This is a genomic window from Anaerococcus sp. AH8042_DFU013_CI05 (genome assembly GCF_047936775.1).
Lineage (GTDB): Bacteria > Bacillota > Clostridia > Tissierellales > Peptoniphilaceae > Anaerococcus.
In genome coordinates, this window is the sequence record NZ_CP175954.1 from 1,553,062 (window position 1) to 1,569,512 (window position 16,451).

At 32.2% G+C, this 16,451-nt stretch carries 15 protein-coding genes and 1 riboswitch; of the genes, 10 read left to right on the plus strand and 5 right to left on the minus strand.

Going from position 1 to position 16,451, the window contains the following annotated elements:
* The first annotated feature begins 45 nt into the window (after positions 1-45).
* Positions 46-906, plus strand: coding sequence for a PPK2 family polyphosphate kinase (locus ACKRLN_RS07965; protein WP_416334817.1), 861 nt, complete (start codon positions 46-48; stop codon positions 904-906).
* A 290-nt stretch (positions 907-1,196) separates the two neighbouring features.
* Entirely contained in the window at positions 1,197-2,606 is a 1,410-nt protein-coding gene (locus ACKRLN_RS07970; RefSeq protein ID WP_416334818.1) for a hypothetical protein, read from the plus strand.
* A 412-nt stretch (positions 2,607-3,018) separates the two neighbouring features.
* Here ACKRLN_RS07970 and ACKRLN_RS07975 read toward each other — a convergent pair whose 3' ends face one another.
* The 4 genes from ACKRLN_RS07975 to thiW form a co-directional block, all read right to left on the minus strand.
* Entirely contained in the window at positions 3,019-3,834 is an 816-nt protein-coding gene (locus tag ACKRLN_RS07975) for a hypothetical protein (protein WP_416334819.1), read from the minus strand.
* A gap of 345 nt (positions 3,835-4,179) precedes the next feature.
* Positions 4,180-4,821: a thiamine phosphate synthase gene (gene thiE, locus ACKRLN_RS07980; RefSeq protein WP_416335392.1), complete on the minus strand. Its 642-nt coding sequence runs from the start codon at positions 4,819-4,821 to the stop codon at positions 4,180-4,182.
* Entirely contained in the window at positions 4,805-5,596 is a 792-nt protein-coding gene (gene thiM, locus ACKRLN_RS07985) for a hydroxyethylthiazole kinase (RefSeq protein WP_416334820.1), read from the minus strand. Before thiM ends, thiE begins: the two co-directional genes overlap by 17 nt.
* Positions 5,589-6,095, minus strand: a complete 507-nt coding sequence (thiW, locus tag ACKRLN_RS07990) for an energy coupling factor transporter S component ThiW (protein ID WP_203127656.1) — start codon at positions 6,093-6,095, stop codon at positions 5,589-5,591. Before thiW ends, thiM begins: the two co-directional genes overlap by 8 nt.
* A gap of 20 nt (positions 6,096-6,115) precedes the next feature.
* A riboswitch (TPP riboswitch) is annotated at positions 6,116-6,206 on the minus strand.
* Positions 6,207-6,439: 233 nt separating this feature from the next.
* Between thiW and ACKRLN_RS07995 the strand changes: the two genes are divergently transcribed.
* The 4 genes from ACKRLN_RS07995 to pepF are packed head-to-tail and all read left to right on the plus strand — an operon-like array spanning position 6,440 to position 10,905.
* Positions 6,440-7,531, plus strand: a complete 1,092-nt coding sequence (locus ACKRLN_RS07995; protein WP_416334821.1) for a glycerate kinase — start codon at positions 6,440-6,442, stop codon at positions 7,529-7,531.
* A gap of 27 nt (positions 7,532-7,558) precedes the next feature.
* Complete coding sequence (locus tag ACKRLN_RS08000; RefSeq protein WP_416334822.1) at positions 7,559-8,233, plus strand: rhomboid family intramembrane serine protease; 675 nt, start codon at positions 7,559-7,561, stop codon at positions 8,231-8,233.
* 7 nt (positions 8,234-8,240) lie between these two features.
* Positions 8,241-9,113 (plus strand): hypothetical protein, encoded by an 873-nt coding sequence (locus ACKRLN_RS08005; protein WP_416334823.1) that lies wholly within the window; start codon positions 8,241-8,243, stop codon positions 9,111-9,113.
* Positions 9,114-9,123: 10 nt separating this feature from the next.
* Positions 9,124-10,905 carry an oligoendopeptidase F gene (gene pepF, locus ACKRLN_RS08010; RefSeq protein WP_416334824.1) on the plus strand — a complete coding sequence of 594 codons (1,782 nt, stop codon included), beginning with the start codon at positions 9,124-9,126 and terminating at the stop codon, positions 10,903-10,905.
* Between the two features lie 48 nt (positions 10,906-10,953).
* Here pepF and ACKRLN_RS08015 read toward each other — a convergent pair whose 3' ends face one another.
* On the minus strand, positions 10,954-12,303 hold the full coding sequence (locus ACKRLN_RS08015) for a sodium-dependent transporter (RefSeq protein ID WP_416334825.1): 1,350 nt from the start codon (positions 12,301-12,303) through the stop codon (positions 10,954-10,956).
* A 295-nt stretch (positions 12,304-12,598) separates the two neighbouring features.
* Here ACKRLN_RS08015 and ACKRLN_RS08020 point away from each other — a divergent pair, with 295 nt between their 5' ends.
* From ACKRLN_RS08020 to ACKRLN_RS08035, 4 genes are all read left to right on the plus strand, one after another.
* Positions 12,599-12,802 (plus strand): hypothetical protein, encoded by a 204-nt coding sequence (locus tag ACKRLN_RS08020; RefSeq protein ID WP_416334826.1) that lies wholly within the window; start codon positions 12,599-12,601, stop codon positions 12,800-12,802.
* A 127-nt stretch (positions 12,803-12,929) separates the two neighbouring features.
* A complete protein-coding gene (locus tag ACKRLN_RS08025) occupies positions 12,930-13,643 on the plus strand; it encodes a glycerophosphodiester phosphodiesterase (protein ID WP_416334827.1) in 714 nt (237 codons plus the stop codon).
* A gap of 217 nt (positions 13,644-13,860) precedes the next feature.
* Positions 13,861-15,255: an ABC transporter substrate-binding protein gene (locus tag ACKRLN_RS08030; RefSeq protein ID WP_416334828.1), complete on the plus strand. Its 1,395-nt coding sequence runs from the start codon at positions 13,861-13,863 to the stop codon at positions 15,253-15,255.
* Positions 15,256-15,267: 12 nt separating this feature from the next.
* Positions 15,268-16,425, plus strand: a complete 1,158-nt coding sequence (locus ACKRLN_RS08035) for an ABC transporter ATP-binding protein (RefSeq protein WP_203127666.1) — start codon at positions 15,268-15,270, stop codon at positions 16,423-16,425.
* Positions 16,426-16,451 lie beyond the last annotated feature (26 nt).

Here is a 16,451-nt window from a genome sequence, read left to right on the forward strand (position 1 = left end):
CTTTTTTATTGGGTACTTATATAGTAGAAAAATAAGGAGTACACAATGGATAAAAACAAATTTAAATTGACAGGACAAAAAATTGATATAAATGATATAGATAGCTACTTATTAAGTGATGAAAAAGATGAAGATATAGAAAAAGAATTATATTATGAATTGGTACCAAGACTTAGAAAGCTACATGAAAAATTAAATGCCGAAAGCAAATATGGAATTTTGGTTGTTCTTCAAGCATTAGATGCTGCTGGTAAAGATGAAATTATAAAATATATTTTCTCAAATCTTATGCCTCAAGGACTTAAAAATACAAGTTATGGCAAACCAACAGATGAAGAAAACGCCCATGATTATCTATGGAGAATGCATAAGGGTCTGCCAGAGCGTGGCGAAATTGCAATCTTAAATAGATCCTATTATGAAGATATTATTTCTCCAAAGATTTATGATACCCTAGATCATTTACCAGAAAATATTAAAGATGACCCAGAGTTGTGGAATAAAAGATATAAGCAAATCAATAATTTTGAAGAATACATGAAAGAAAATGGCTTTCCAGTTATGAAATTTTACTTCCATATGTCAAAAGATGAGCAAAAAGAAAGGTTTTTGGATAGATTAGAGAAAAAAGAGAGAAACCACGAATTTTCATTTTCTGATATAGATGATAGAAAAAATTGGGATAAGTATCAAAAGGCCTTTGAAGAAATGCTAAACAACACTGCATCAGAAGATGCTCCCTGGTATGTATTACCAGCTGATAACCCATGGCTATCAAGAAAAATTGCAACTATCGCTCTAATTGATGCAATAGAAGCAATAAATCCTCAATGCCCAACTTTTGATCAAAAAGAGCAAGAAGAGACAGAAAAAATAATTAAAGACCTAAAAAATGATAAAATTTAATAGCAAATAAGATTTAAACCAGACTTAGGATTTAAAAAAATCCTAGGTCTGGTATTTTTTTGTCTAAAAATGGCTGATTTTAGCTAAAATCTAAAATGAATTTCTAAAAAAATCGAGCCCGAAAGTCCCCTCTATAATGTAATCAGAATAAAGGTGAGGGAAACATCAAGCAAAAGTAAAAAGTGAATTTCAAAAAAAATTAAGCTAAAGACCACATCTTATACTAGATACATAATAAAGAACAACAAAAACTTAAACAAACTTAAACATACATCTTAAAGGGGTCAACAATGAAAAAACAATTCAAAGCACTAACATTAGCACTAGCATTATTAACAACAACAGCATGTGGATCAAATGAAGCAAAAGTAACACAAGCAGAAGAAACAAAAGCTGGACAAATACAAGTTGTAGAAACTAAAGAAAAAAAAGTAGCAAATGTTGCTACACCAAAAGCAGATGCAGTAAAAATTGAAAAAGAAGATAACAGAAACTACCTAATCCCACAAACAGTTGAACTAAAAGAAGAAAACAAAGAAGATAAAGAAGCTCAAGAAACAGTAGAAGAAGAAACAACACAAGAAGTTGCTGAAGAAAACGAAGTTGAAGTAGCAGTAGAAGAAACACAAGAAGTTGCAAAAGCAAACGAAAATGAAAATTCAGATATTGATGCAGTTACAGAAACATCAAAATCAGTATCACTACCAAATGCCGTTGAAGAAAACGTAGCATCAGCAGATGTTGATAGATTAGAAGTTAACACAGTAGAATCTGACGAGGTAGCTGGTGGTCTTACAATTGCTAGCCCATCAGCTGAAGAAGTAAAAGCTTACTGGTTAAACTATGAATCACAAGCAACAGACACTAAAGATTTCTTAGGACTTAACCTAATTAACCCAGAAAGCCAAGAAGCTTTCCTAAGCGCACCAAACGCTGATTTAAACGCACTAAATCTTGGTGAAGTATCACTAGCTGCCCAAGAAGACGCACTACACATTGCAAATACAGCAAGATTTGCATCAGGTATCACAAATGAATTATCACTTGGATCTGATCAAGCACAATTTGCTCAAGCAGCAACAATGGTAAATAGACTTAACCTACAAGTTAGCCACAATCCAGCACTTCCAACAGGACTTGCTTCTGACTCAGTAGAATATGTAAACGGAGCATACGGTGCAGAAAACTCAAACCTTGCAGCAAGCTTTAACATTCTTGATTCAGTTGTAGAATACCTACAAGATGACCTAGGAAATGAAAATCAATTAGAAGTTGGACACAGAAGATGGGTACTAAACCCACAAGCTAGTCTTGTAGGATTCGGTCAAACAGACGAATTCAACGCAATGTTTGTAAACAACAATAACTACGCTGGAGAAAATGCTAACACAGTTTACGCTTACCCAGGCGAAACAGCAATCAGCGAATTCCAATCAGAAGGATCAAGCCTTTCACTAATGTTTGGTGAAAACTTTGACCTAACAAACGCTCAAGTAGAAGTAACAGACCTAGAAACAGGTGAAGTTAACACAGCAGCAAACGTAGACGATAGCTTTAAAGGAAACGTAAAAGCAATCACATTTGGATACGGAATGAACTGTGAAGCTGGTACAAAACTACAAGTTAAAGTATCAGGCGTTACAAAAAACGGTCAAGACTACCCGGTAGAATACACAATAAATTACATGTCAATCAGATAAGTATAAAGATAAAATTAATAAAAAAGAGCCCTTAAGAATAATAAAATGTTTTTGTTTGCCCCATCTTGGGGCTTTTTGTTTGCTTAAAATCCATAAGATTGATTAAAATTATCTATACAAACTCATTGTTAAATAGTAAAAATGGCTGTTTTGCATAAGTAAATCCTAGCTAGTTAGAATAATAATTATACAAATCAGCCTTTATTTCATACTTTTACTTATCTAAGTCTTTTTTAGAGAGGTAAAAAACAATAACCATTACAACCAGTTGTACAAGCACTGATTTTAGATAATCATAATTTATTTGTTTATCTCTAATAAAGAAATAAATTAGAATTAATAAAGTTACTATTATATAAGTTAAAAAAAACTTTTTTACTTTATTCATAACTATCTTCCTATATTCTAAATACTAACCATCTATATAATTAGTTTCGTTAATTAATTGTGTCCTATTTTTATCTGAATAGTACTTGGTGTGGTACTTATATTTACCTGCAGGTATCCAGTGAGGATATATAGGGCTACAAGAAGATCTTTCAAGATATGTCCATATTGTCATTTTTGTATAAACTAGAGGAATTTTATCTTGGATTATGGAATTGGCTAGATTTCCTAAACCGGCAGCTAGAGGACTACCAGCAGCTGTAGCTAGTACAGCAATTATTGCACCAGTTGTATATTTTAGAATTTTTGTAGAACCATAGCTAGTATCTGGATTACTCCATTTATATTCCATTTTGCAATTTGCACTATTAGCTGATGCACTATACATGGCTGGATTTAAGTTATTATTTGTATTTAGGTTATTAGATTTTACATCATTGGTAGGGATATTTACCTTTTCTTGACTAATAATTTTACCATTTTCATATATATCTACATTTAGTAAATCATTATCGTTATTTAAAACGGTTACCATAGATCCTATATAAATTTTTTGCTTATCTTCAATCTTATAAAATTTACTATTTACCTCTGATAGGTCCTCACTTATAGTGTCTTCTACTTCGTAGGTTTTGTCATTTAGCTTTAGGGTTGTAGAATAAAATTCACCTTCTATACTTTGATCTGTATTCAAAGTTTTTTCACTTTCTAACCAGATTTCACTTAATTGAGTATCTGTTATAGCTTCATTATCTGGCTTAGCTTGCGACGATGCGTATGCATCTATAGGATAAAAAGATAATAACACTAGAGATAAGAGAACAGTAATAAATTTTTTCATTCAATGCTCCTTAGATAAATATTTTAATAATATATACGATTTTTCTTATAATTTGTTTTGAATTAGATATGCAACGTATTTTAATAAATATTGATAGCTCTTGTATAGTAATGAGGATGTAATAGCTATCAATAATTAATAATTACCTCCTTTCTTTTACTTAATTTAATGATATCAAAATTTATGGATGGTTAAAACCCACATTTTTGTGGATATATATTGATTATATGTAATATAAAAAAGATAAAATAGGTAATTTCGAATTTTAAAGATGCATAAAAAAAGCAGAGAGCTTAGCTTAGCCTCTGCATTAATAAATTAATTTTTAATATATAAAGATAATATTTAATGTAAATCTAATACATCTACAATTTTTTCTCTTAATTTCCTACTATCTTCAAAAGGATTTTCACTATCCATAATAGCCCTTACAACTGATACACCAGATGCTCCGGAATTTTTTAGGATATCTATATTTTCATAGTTAAGGCCACCTATAGCTACTGTTGAGATAGATATATTATCATTTATTTCCCTTAATGTTTCTACACTGGTGCGTTTGGTTTTTACGTGGGTTTTGGTTTCAAAAATTGCACCTACTCCTAGGTAGTCTGCACCTTTTTTTTCTTCTGCTATCGCCCAATCTAGATTTTTTGCAGTTGATCCTATAATTTTTTCATCGCCTAAGATTTTTCTAGCATCCGCTACATCCATATCATCATTTCCTAAATGAACGCCATCTAGATCTGCTGCTAGGGCAATATCTACTCTGTCATCTACCAAAAGTGGCACATTATAGGAATGGCAAAGTTCTTTTAATTTTTTGGCAAGTTCTATGACTTCTCGGGCTGGGGCAGTTTTTTCTCTAAGTTGGACTAGGCTTACCCCTCCTTTTAAGGACTTTTCTATTACATCAAAAAAATCTTCATCACTTAGCTTATCTCTATTTGTAACTAGATATAGGCTTAAATCAAAGTTTTTCATAATCTATTTTCTCCCTTATTTTTTTGCTATCTATAAGTGAAATTTCATCTAAAAGTGAGATTTTAAAAGTAGCCATGCCCTTATCTTTTTGGGCAAGTTCGGCTCCTATATTTAGTATACTTATAGCAAGAGCTATTGCATTTATGCTATTATCAAAAGAATAAGCTGCAGCAATAATGCCACCTAATATGCATCCAGTGCCAGTTAATTTTGGCAAAAGAGGACTGCCGTTTTTTAAAATCAAAACTTCATTTCCATCAGAGACTATATCTTCCTTACCACTAGCAACCACTATTGTGTTATACATAGTAGATAAGTTTTTACAAATATTTACAATCTCTTCTTTTTTGATAGTCTTAGAATCAACACCTCTGGTTGAAAGTTTTTTGTGGTATATGGAATAGATTTCGCTGTAATTACCCTTTAAAACTTTTATAGGATAATTTTCTAGATAATGAAGGCTAGATTCAAGTCTGACTTTTGTTGCAGATGCACCAACCGGATCTAGGATGATAGGAATATTATTTTCCTTGGCTGATTTTAAAGATTCCTTGATTCCTTTTAATTTACTTTCGTTTATTGTGCCCATATTTATTAAAAGTGCATGGGAATTTTGGGTTACTTCATAAACTTCATTATGATATTCCGCCAAAAATGGCGCTTGGTTTAAGCTTAAAAGCACATTTGCCATATCATTTGAAGCAAGAGGGCTGACAATAGCATGGATAGTGTGGGTGTTTTCATGCATATTGTCCAAAATATTTTCAAATTCAATCATTTAATGACTCCTGCATTTTTGAAAGGCTGCCATTTTTTTCAAGGGCCTTTAAGAAAATATATGCAACTGAAGATCCGATTATAGTTGCAATTATAAAGCTTGGTGTAAAGGTAAATAAGGCCACCTTGCTATCTCCTGCTATAAATTTCATAACTGGAAAAGAAATCATAGACCCGATAATTCCTGTACCTATTACTTCACCAATACAAGCTGATAAAAAAGTTTTGTATCTATTGTAAAGCACTCCAGATAAAAAGGCTCCAAAAACTGCACCTGTTAAGGCCAGTGGAGAAATCCCCATCAGGCTCATGCGGATAAGACCAATTAAGGTCGCACATGCTAATGAATAGATTGGTCCTAGTAAAACTGAGCAAACTACATTTATAAAATGCTGGGTGGGAGCAAAGCCATGGACCCTAAGGATAGGAGAAATAACTACACCAATTGCCACAAGCATTGCAAGTAAGACAAATTTACGTAAGTTTTTAGAATTTTGCATAAGAACCTCCATATAAGGAGCTAAAAATTGAGAAAAATCCCTCCGCTAGCATTACCTAGTTCAGGTTATTGGGTATAATCTCAGCTAAATTTAGCACCCCATTTGCAAATCATTAATAAAATCATAACATATATCTAAGAAATTGTTAAATAAAAAACCATCACGACATCGTGATGGCCTTTGATGGGTGAAATCCCTTAGGATTCCATGAGTTAAACAGCGAAAGTATAAACTTTCTAGTTTATTATAACATATGCTAATCATTTGTAAAGCTTTAATTTATGCTATTTTAACAGCATTTAGGGTAAGATTTTATAAGGAGTAAATAGAAAAGAAGGCGGAAGATGAAAATTTTAGTAGCAATTGATTCTATAAAAAATTACGAAAACTCAATAGAGATTGGAAATATATTTAAAGAAGAACTGGGAAGTAATGCAGATATTATCCCCTTTTTAGATGGAGGAGAGGGTACTGTTGAAGCCATGCAGGCTTTTTTAAATGGAGACTATCATTATGTCAATGTCCATAATCCCAAAAATGACGTTATAACTGCAAGATATGTCATGAGAGAAAATTATGCAGTCATGGAAATGGCCCAGTCATCTGGTTTAAGATTATTATATAAAGAAGAACTTGATGTGATGAATTCTTCTTCCCTAGGCTTTGGTGAAATGTTGGTAGATGGTCTAAATGCAGGTGCCAAATCTTTTTACATAGGAATTGGAGATACTGCAACAAATGATCTTGGCATGGGTATGCTTTATTCTTTAGGTGCTAGATTTTTTGATGATGAAGGTAATGAATTAAATCCTATTGCAAAAAATATGGTAAATGTCGAAACAATCGATATTTCAAACATGGACCACAGAATTTTTGATGCGGATATTACTATTGCAACTAGCACTGATATGACACTGTTTGGAGAAAATTCTTTTCTGGAAAGCAGGGTTTACAGAAAGGGTGCATCTATCGAAGACATTGCGTTTTTATACAAGGGCTCTAAGAATTTTAAGGAAAAAATTGAGCAAACTTTAGGAATAAATCCATTGGATCTGCCGACCCTTGGTTCTGGTGGAGGAGTTGCCTGGGCTCTTTACACATTTTTTAAGACAAAGATTTCAAAATCTATGGATGTTATCTTAGAAAAAATAGATTTTGATACCATGATAAAAAACTATGATTTTCTAATCTTAGGAGAAAATGTGGACCAATTTGATGGCCTAAGCTCCATAAATGTAGCAAATGTAGCCAAATCATATAAGGAAAATCTTAAAATAATATTTTTAGAAGATAAAGATGGAAAAAAAATTGGGCAAAGAGATAAATTTGATTTTATATATGAATATCACATTTCAGATAATTTTGACCGCGACCAGATGAAAGATGCTATAAGAGCCTTGGCTAAAGACCTTAGTCAAAATTACTTTAGCAGATAAAATGGGAAAAAAAAGTATAATAAAACTATGAATAGTTTTAGAAATTTAGGATCAAGTAGGGTAACGAGTCTCTTACTTATAGTAAATATTATTGTATTTGTAATTATGTCCTTTACTGGAGGCAGCGAAAATATATCAAATCTAATTAGATTTGGTGCTGTTGTAAAGAGTGATATTGCAAATGGTCAATGGTGGAGACTTTTTACAGCTAGCTTTATCCACATAGGATTACCACATATTTTATTTAATATGTACTTTTTGTATCAGATAGGACCAGTTTTTGAAGGACTTTATGGCAGTCGTAACTTCTTAATAATCTATATTTTAGCAGGGATTATGGGAAACCTTGTAAGTTTTGCTTTTGGAAATCCATCTACGGTTAGCGCAGGTGCTTCTACATCCCTATATGGACTTTTTGGTTTAGCCTTAGGTATTATGCTAAATTACAGGGGAGATAGCATGCTATCTAGTTTTGGGGCAAGTTTCTTATCAGTAATTGCAATAAATATAGTTTATTCGTTACTAAGTCCTAGTGTAGGATTGCTTGGCCATCTTGGGGGCTTGCTTGCTGGAGTGATTTTAACGGGTGTTTTCCCAATTATAAATCGTAGCCTGGCTACAAGTACCCAAGTTATAAGTGTGACAGCCTTTGTGGCCTTGTCTATACTTTTTGTAATAATTGGATTAAGGACGGCGGTATAGAACACTTATGAAAAAGAAATTTTTTGCAATATTTGCGATTCTACTTTCACTTTCAGCTTGTGATTTTCAATCACGAGCTGATTTTGAAAAGGGGCTATCTGATGCTGATAAAAAAGAAGACAAAAACGTTGCTATGCCAAAAATCACCTACCAAAAGGCCGGCGAAGAAGAGAATACTAGTCCAAAAGAAAAATCAGAAGATGATTTGGATTTAATAAATTTATATGGTACTGGTAAAAATGGTAAAAATTTAAATCCCCAAGATGCAGTGGGTAATATCATTGATACAAATATAGGTGATAGCCAGTTTGGTATTTCCCTAAGACCCTCTAGTCAAATGCAGGATGCTTATTCTACTATACTTTCTTATAAGAGAAATAATGAACTTACCGAACGAGAATTTGGACCCGTTGCAGGAGTAAGTGGAATAAATACAACTGTAACTTTCGATAAAATAAGCTCTGAGTCTGGACCTATGCTTTTAGTTAGCCAAGTTAGCATAAATAATGGCGAAACATATAGCGCATACTATCTTTTTAACAAATTTATGAGTCTGATGGATTATTTGGTATTTAAAGCCTCCACAGAAAATATTATGCCAAGCGTTGAAAGGCTAGGAGATGTAGTAGAATACACTGATCAAGCTGTGGCTGGTGATTTAAATCAGGCTATAACAAATCGCATGAATACAGAAGATAGATATTTACCGTCTATGCTAGATATTTATGGCGTAAAATATAGGCCACTTACAAGCCTTTATCAAAATAAAGAAATAGATATGGGATATTTACCAGATATTACTGGCGAAAATCGCATACTAGTTACAAGAACCACAAACAGTACTCAAAATATGGGCATGAATATAGATATAGAAAAATAAGGAGAAAATAATGAAAAGAAATGAGATAGATGAAAAATTAAAGTGGGATACCTCTTTAATTTATGCAAGTGATGATGAATATTATAGTGAGGTAAAACAAGCTAGAGAACTAACTGATAAGCTAGCAGACTACAAAGGCAAAATCACTGAAAATGCAGATTCGCTTTTAAATTTTCTAAAAGATTATGAAAATCTAATGAGAAAATTTCACAAGGCAGGAGTTTATGGCCATTTAAAATCAGATGAAAATACAGCTGATAGCACTTATCAACAAATGAGCCAAACAACATCTATTGCTGGAGCAGAAATTTCTGAAAAATTATCATTTATTATACCAGAAATTCTAGCAGCTGACTATGAAGATATCAAAAAAATGCTAGGTGAAAAAGAAGAATTAAAGGCATATGACCATTATTTTGAAGACTTATTTAGAAATAAAGACCATGTTCTAAGTGAAAATGAAGAAAAAATCCTAGCTAGCTTTTCAAAATTAAGTCAAAATCCAGTTTCTACTTATATGGTTTTCTCAAATGCTGATATGAAATTCCCAGCTGTAGAAAAAGGCGGTGAAGAAGTTGCTCTATCAGATGCAAACTTCACAACTCTTGAAGAAGATAAGGACCGTGATTTTAGACGTAGGGTTTATGAAACTTATTATGGAGTTTATAAACAATTTGAAAATACAGCTGCATCCTTACTTGACGGGGAAATTACTAGTCACAATATAGAATCAAAACTTAGAAAATATAATTCAGCTCGCCAAATGAGTCTTTCAGCAAATAACTTAGATGAAGAAATCTATGATAATCTACTAGAAATAGTTCACGAAAATATGGACATCCACAGAGACTACACTAGCCTTCGTAAAGAATTTTTAGGGGTAGATGACCTAGGTTTCCATGATATTTATGTGCCATTAGTAAAAGATTATGAAAGAGAGATCGAATTTGATGAAGCACGCGAAATAGTACTTGAAGCAATCAAACCACTTGGAGAAGAATACGTAGAAGTAGCCCGCAAGGGATTTGAACAAAGATGGTTTGATGTTATGCCAAATGAGGGGAAAAGATCAGGTGCATATTCTTCAGGATCATACGATACCCAACCATACATTTTGTTAAACCACACAAATACAATTGGTGATGTATTTACAATTGCCCACGAACTTGGCCACTCCATGCACTCCTACTATACAAGAAAAAACCAACCATATATTTACGGGTCATATTCAATCTTCCTTGCAGAAATTGCATCAACAACTAATGAGCTTTTACTCTTAGATTATATGCTAAAAAATAGCCAAAGCGAAGAAGAAACTGCATATTTATTGAATTATTTTGTAAACCAATTTAAATCAACAGTATTTAGACAAACAATGTTTGCAGAATTTGAACATGAAGTAAATAAATTAGTTGCAGATGGAGAGCCTATCCCAGCAGCAAAACTTGACCAAATTTACGGTGACTTAAACCGAGATTACTTTGGTGATGATATTAAAGTAGATGAATATATTTCTGCAGAATGGGCAAGAATCCCACACTTTTATATGTTCTATTATGTATTCCAATATGCAACAGGATTTATGTCAGCAGTAGCCCTTAGCCAAAAAATCCTAAATGGAAGAGATGAAGATAGAAAAGCATATCTCGATTATCTAAAAGCTGGTGAAAGTGAATATCCAATTGATGTTCTTAAAAAAGCAGGCGTTGATATGACAAATAAAGATGCTATGCAAAAGGCTATGGATGTAGCTCGTGAAGCTTTAGAAGATTTAAGAAAAGCAATAATGTAGGCAAATAAAAAGAGTAGATTAAATTCTACTCTTTTTTCATACTTATTTTTATCCAATACCACCAAAAATTATGCCTAGTACTAGGGCAAGAAAGCTTAAGGCACAGTATAAATATTTTCCAAGTGGATAAAACCAATTTCCAAGAGGCTTTTTACGTCCCTTATTTACTTCATTAATAGCTAGTTTTTTATCAAGTATCCAGAAAAACATTATTCCAGCTAAAAGCGCTCCTAGGGGAGCTATTATTATAGAAACAAAATCCATCCAAGATCCAACAATGCCTTGGATAAATATTGCCGCTACAATACCAAAAGCATTTATAAGAAATGCTGACATTTTTCGACTACATCCAAAATTTTCTTGGATATAAGCAACCGGTGCTTCATAAAGATTAATAATTGAAGAAAATCCAGCAAAAAGTATGGCAAGATAAAATATAATCATCAAAATATTTCCGCCCTCAATCTTATTAAAAACATTTACTAAATAAATAAACATCAGTCCTGGGCCGCCTTCGTTAAGGTCAGCATTTCCAATGGCCATTGCTGGAATTATTACAAAAGCTGCAAGAAGAGCTGCAAGTGTGTCAAAAAATGCAATGTTTTTTGCAGAAGAAGGAATATCCTCATTTTTTGGCAAATATGATCCATAAATCACAGAACCATTACCCGCAATAGAAAGGGAGAAAAATGCCTGACCAAAAGCAAAAACCCATAGTTTTATATCAGCTAGTTTGCTAAAATTAAGGTTAAAAATATATTTATAGCCCTTGCTAGCAGCAGGATTTGTCCCAATATAAATTGCAAGACCAAGAAGTAATATAAATAAAAGTGGCATCAAAAATTTATTTGCTCTTTCAATACCTCTTGCAATTCCAAAAGACATTATAATCATTGAGGAAATTCCAGCAACAATTATCCAAAAATTATTGGCAAAGGTGCTAGCAGTTTGTTCAAAGGTAGCTCCAATTAGAGAAAAATCATTGGCAAAACTACTAAGACTACCATTTATGGCCAAGAAATTGTATCTAAAAATCCATCCCATAACTGCAGTATAGCCAATAGCCAAGGCAAGAGATCCCAAGACAGGTATAAAACCTAATTTTCTACCAATTTTTTCCTTGCCCCTTTGGGCGGTTGCAAAGGAAAATGCATGAACCGGTCCAAATCCAGTAAGCCTACCTAAGGCAAATTCTTCTATAGCTCCAGTTGATGCAATTAGTATTACAAATAAAAAATAGGGCAACAAGAAACTCATTCCACCAAATAGCGAAACCATTACAGGAAAACGCCAGATATTGCCCATGCCCACTGCAGAGCCTATTGAGGCTAGGGTAAATCCAAGCTTGCTTGTAAAACCATCGTTAGTATTTAATTTTTCGTTATTATTAGTATTCATAGTATTTCCTTAGAGTCTTTTATGGTATTATATCAGATTAATTCGAGAAATATAATAGCAAGTTGCTAGCAAAACTTATAAAATATTTATATTTTTTCTAAAAGTATGATTAGATACCTTTTCATCGGGTAACAAATTAACGGCTAGCCAAGACATATTTGAAAGTAATATTTAAAGATAGAAGAAAGCTAGCATTGTGAAAAACTTAAAAAAGACAATCGACGGTGGTTGGTGGGCAATTAAAGGTGCTACAGACCACTGTTTCTAATTAGTTTTTATGAAATAAGGAGATCTCATGAATCGAGACACTTTATATTCACCAAAAGGATTAATAATTGGGATAATGGCTTTAATAGCAAAATACTTCCTAGATTTTAAATTATCAGGTAGTCTATCAGTTAGCTCATATTTTGACCACAACTATTTTTATATAGTTGCAGTGTTAATTTACATATTTGGCTACATAAACTACAAAGAAACATTAGATATAAATAAATAAAAATTATTAGGGGCTATAAATATAGTTCCTTTTTTAGTGGAAAATAATGTAAGCAATAATTTACAAAATAAAAATAAAATCAAAACATTTATTTTGTATCATAGATGTAAAAATTTAGGAGGAATATATGATAAATTTTGCCCACAGAGGATTTAAAGGAAAATATCCGGAAAATACTATGCTAGGATTTGAAAAAGCAATTGAAGCTGGTGCGGATGGCATAGAATTTGATGTACATTTGTCAAAGGATGGTCATTTAGTAATAATTCATGATGAAACACTAGATAGGACAACGGATGGAAATGGTTTAGTTTGCGAAAAAACTCTTGAGCAATTACAAAAACTAAATGCTTCAAAATTATTTCCAGATTTTGAAGTTCAAAAAATCCCAACCCTTAGAGAATATTTCGAATTTGCTAAAGACAAGGACATTATTACAAATATAGAGCTAAAAACATCCATAATTGACTATCCAGGTATCGAAGGAAAAGTTTATGATTTGATAAAAGAATATAAGTTGGATGAAAAAATAATAATATCATCTTTTAATCATAATGCTTTAGTAAAATTTAAAGAAATAGCCCCTCATATCAAATGTGGAGTATTGGAATCATCAAGACTTCATAAACCATGGGAATATGTAAAAAATCTTGGCATGGAATATTATCACCCAATGAATTTTGTTGTGAATAAGGAAATAGCTGAAAAATTTGCTGAAAATAACATTGGCTTAAATATTTGGTTTGGAAAAGCAGACTATGATTACAGTATATATCTTCCATGTAAACCAAGTGGCCTTATAACCGATTATCCAGATATAGTGAAAAATTTTTTAGATTAGCATACTTAGGGTATGCTTTTTTCTTTGTTAAGTATTTGTAAAATTTATATAAATTTAATAGATAGCTTATTTATAAAGATCTTATAAGTATTTTGAAATTTTTGTAAAAAATATTTAAAAAATAATTGCCAAAATTTACCAAACTATTACAAATTTAATAAATATATTTTATACAAACTGATTAAAATGTACCTACATTAAACTTTTAGGAGGATGTATGTTTAATACAAAAAAAATATTTGGCCTAGCTTTATCAATGTCAATGTTACTAGGCTTTACAGCTTGTGGTGCGAATAATAATGACGCTACTACAGATAATAAACCAGCGCAAACAGAAACTGCTAACACAGAAAATGCAGGTGATAAGGCAGAAGAAACTAGTGATGCTCCAGCAGAAAAAACTTCAGATGATAAAACATCAGCAAATACAGATGATGGCAAAATCCACCTTACATATTGGTATGCATGGAAAGATAAAATCGGCGAATCTAAAGAAGAATTAGTAAAACAATTTAACGAATCTCAAGACGAAATTGTAGTTGAAGCAGCATACCAAGGTTCATATGATGAACTTTCATCAAAAACTCAAGCTGCAAAAGCTGCAAACAATGCTCCAGAAATATTTGAAGTTGAAATTGCAAACATGTACACAATGGGTAAGGGCGGCATGATAGAAAATCTTACACCATTTATCGATGATGAAGTAAATATTGATGATTTTAATGAAGGTTTAATGCATGAAGCTTATATAGATGAAGATCTTTACGGACTTCCTTTCTATAGATCAACACCAATTATGTACAAAAATGTTGATATGCTAAAAGCTGCAGGCCTTGATCCAGAAGGTCCTAGAGATTGGAAAGAATTTAAAGAATATGCTAAAAAATTAAGAGATAAAGATAATGATAAATATGCAATGACATTTAACCTAGATCCATGGTTTTTAGAAGCTTGGGTTTATTCATCTGATGGATTCTATGCAAAAGATGGTAAAGTTGGTTTTGATCAAGAAGGAACAAGAGAACCAGCTAGATTTTTACAAGAACTTGCAGATGAAGATCTAATCAAAGTAGTTTTAGGTGAACAATCAGGTGATACACAAAGACAAGATTTTGTAAACCAAAACTCTGCTTTATATTTCACATCTACTGCAGGCCTATCATCTTTATTACCATTAGCTAAAGAAAATGGATTTGAACTTGATACATCTTTTGTACCTGGCAATAAGCATTATGCAGTTCCAACAGGTGGATGTAACATTGTTATGACTAGTGGTCTTGATAAAGAAAAACAAGAAGCTGCTTGGAAATTCCTTAAATTTATGACAGCAACAGATCAAAACGTGTTTGCTTCAGAATATACAGGATACCTACCAACAAGATATTCTTCAGTAGAAACTGATAAAATTCAAAAACTTCACAAAGAAGTTCCTCAATATAAAACAGCTTTTGACCAATTAGAACATGCACAAGCAAGACCAATTGCTAAAGGATGGCCTGAAATGGAAAAAATGCTTTATGAAGGTGTTACAAACACAACAACACAAGGTGCTGATGTTGATCAAATTTATGACAACTTACAAAATCAAGCACAATCTATATTGTCATTTTAGTTAGGATAAATAATGGCGAGTGTAAAATTAGAAAACATATATAAAAAATATGAAGGCAATGAAAACTATTCTGTCAGGGATGTATCACTATACATCCCTGATGGAGCTTTTGCTGTTTTTGTAGGTCCATCAGGATGTGGAAAGTCTACTACTCTAAGAATGATAGCAGGGCTTGAAGATATCACAGATGGAAATATTTATATAGGAGATAGATTAGTAAATAATGTAGCTCCTGGAGATAGAAAAGTTGCTATGGTTTTTCAAAACTATGCACTTTATCCAACTATGACCGTTCGTGAAAATATCGAATTTGGACTTATAAATAATAAAGTACCAAAAGAAGAAAGAGAAAGACTTATCAGAGAAATTAGTCAAATAGTTTCACTAGATGAATATATGGATAGACGCCCATCTAACCTATCTGGTGGTCAAAGACAAAGAGTAGCCCTAGCACGTGCTATGGTAAAAAAACCAGATATATTTATTTTGGATGAGCCACTTTCAAACCTTGATGCTAAGCTTAGAGTACAAATGAGAACTGAACTTAAGAAAATTCACGAAAGATTAGGAACAACATTTATTTACGTAACCCATGATCAAGTTGAAGCTATGAGTATGGGAACACAAATTATTGTTATGAATGGTGGAGAGGTTATGCAAGATACTACTCCAGAAGAAGTTTATAAAAATCCATCAAACATTTTCACAGCTAAATTTATAGGATCACCTCCTATGAACATCATAACTTTAGATGAGCAAGCAAAAAAATATTATGAAACTAGTGATGAAAAAATAAAATTTGTTGGTTTTAGACCAGAAGACTCCCACATAGTAAATCATCCTAGTAGAGAAGACTCTCTATTTTTTATGGCAAATGTATTAAACGTGGAGCCACTAGGTTCAGAAATCATATACACAGTAGAAAATAATTTAGGAACATTCCAAGTAAAATCATATGATAAAAATATAAATGATTCTAAAGAAATTGTTATTGAAGTGTATAAAGAAGATTTAAAATACTTTGATGAAGAAGGAAATTTATTGACTAATACAAGCAAAGAAGTTGATGATAATAAATCTTTCGTTACAAAAAGAGAAAGGGGAGAAGGCTTTGACAGTGTCAATCAACAAAAAGAAAGAGAAAACACAAAAACCTATATCCAAAAGTAAAACAAATGCTTCCCCTTATCTGATGG

Coding starts and splice junctions, on each gene's coding strand:
- ACKRLN_RS07965 (WP_416334817.1), top strand. CDS start 46: ATGGATAAAAACAAATTTAAATTGACAGGACAAAAAATTGATATAAAT.
- ACKRLN_RS07970 (WP_416334818.1), top strand. CDS start 1,197: ATGAAAAAACAATTCAAAGCACTAACATTAGCACTAGCATTATTAACA.
- ACKRLN_RS07975 (WP_416334819.1), bottom strand. CDS start 3,834: ATGAAAAAATTTATTACTGTTCTCTTATCTCTAGTGTTATTATCTTTT.
- thiM (WP_416334820.1), bottom strand. CDS start 5,596: ATGATTGAATTTGAAAATATTTTGGACAATATGCATGAAAACACCCAC.
- thiW (WP_203127656.1), bottom strand. CDS start 6,095: ATGCAAAATTCTAAAAACTTACGTAAATTTGTCTTACTTGCAATGCTT.
- ACKRLN_RS07995 (WP_416334821.1), top strand. CDS start 6,440: ATGAAAATTTTAGTAGCAATTGATTCTATAAAAAATTACGAAAACTCA.
- ACKRLN_RS08000 (WP_416334822.1), top strand. CDS start 7,559: ATGAATAGTTTTAGAAATTTAGGATCAAGTAGGGTAACGAGTCTCTTA.
- ACKRLN_RS08005 (WP_416334823.1), top strand. CDS start 8,241: ATGAAAAAGAAATTTTTTGCAATATTTGCGATTCTACTTTCACTTTCA.
- pepF (WP_416334824.1), top strand. CDS start 9,124: ATGAAAAGAAATGAGATAGATGAAAAATTAAAGTGGGATACCTCTTTA.
- ACKRLN_RS08015 (WP_416334825.1), bottom strand. CDS start 12,303: ATGAATACTAATAATAACGAAAAATTAAATACTAACGATGGTTTTACA.
- ACKRLN_RS08020 (WP_416334826.1), top strand. CDS start 12,599: ATGAATCGAGACACTTTATATTCACCAAAAGGATTAATAATTGGGATA.
- ACKRLN_RS08025 (WP_416334827.1), top strand. CDS start 12,930: ATGATAAATTTTGCCCACAGAGGATTTAAAGGAAAATATCCGGAAAAT.
- ACKRLN_RS08030 (WP_416334828.1), top strand. CDS start 13,861: ATGTTTAATACAAAAAAAATATTTGGCCTAGCTTTATCAATGTCAATG.
- ACKRLN_RS08035 (WP_203127666.1), top strand. CDS start 15,268: ATGGCGAGTGTAAAATTAGAAAACATATATAAAAAATATGAAGGCAAT.